The 815-nt window shown below is 74.2% G+C and carries 2 pseudogenes; both read left to right on the forward strand.

The features are described 5' to 3' along the window. Positions 1-339: pseudogene (locus BZY54_RS48010) on the forward strand (hypothetical protein); the annotation flags it as partial. A gap of 128 nt (positions 340-467) precedes the next feature. Next, positions 468-815, forward strand: a pseudogene (locus BZY54_RS54420) (amino acid permease); the annotation flags it as partial.

Below are 815 nucleotides of genomic sequence, written 5' to 3' on the forward strand. Positions count from 1 at the left end.
GTGGTCGCGCACGCCGAGCGCTACCGCGCCCTGGCCGCCGGCGGCCACGCGGCCCCCGACCCGGCCGGCTCCGGGCACTGGGCCGGCCGCCGGGCCCGGCAAGTGATGAAGAGCGCCTTCGACTGGTGGCTGGAATGGGGACAGGAGGGGCACCCCCGGCGCATGGTGGACCTGAACTACCTCGCCCACGCCAAGTACTGCGAGGGCCGGGGCGCCGAGGCCGCTGCCCTGTTCCACCGCATCGGGGACCACGCCACCCCGGAACCGTGGTCGTACCCCGAGCGGGACCCGTCCGCCGCGTTCCGCACCGCACGCGCCAGTGCGCTCGGCGCCGTGTGAGGCGCCGGCCGCACCGCCGCGATCCGCAAGCCCCATGCCGTGAGCCGCAAGCCCGCACCACCCCCGCACGTACGACGTAGTACGACCGAGGCGCGACCGAGACCCGAGGCCGAAAGGACGATCCCCCGATGACGACGGGCAGTTCGAGCACGAGCAGACCCACCGCCGACGGCGGCGGCATCAGCACCTTCAAGGGGCAGGAGCGCGCGCTGCGCGCCGACCGCCTCGGCACGGGGGGCCTGCTGCTCTCCGTCCTGGCCGCGACCGCCCCGCTCATGGTGGTCGCCGGTGTCATGCCCACCACATTCGCGGTGATGGGCATCGTCGGGCAGCCGCTGCTCTTCGTGATCCTCGGCGTGGTGCTGGTCCTCTTCAGTCTCGGCTACGCCGAGATGAGCCGCCACGTCCACAACGCGGGCGCCTTCTACGCGTACATCTCGCGCGGCCTGGGCGGCACGGCCGGCGCGAGCGCGGCC

Origin of the sequence: Streptomyces carpinensis (genome assembly GCF_002154505.1) — a bacterium.
GTDB classification, from domain to species: Bacteria; Actinomycetota; Actinomycetes; order Streptomycetales; family Streptomycetaceae; genus Streptomyces; species Streptomyces carpinensis.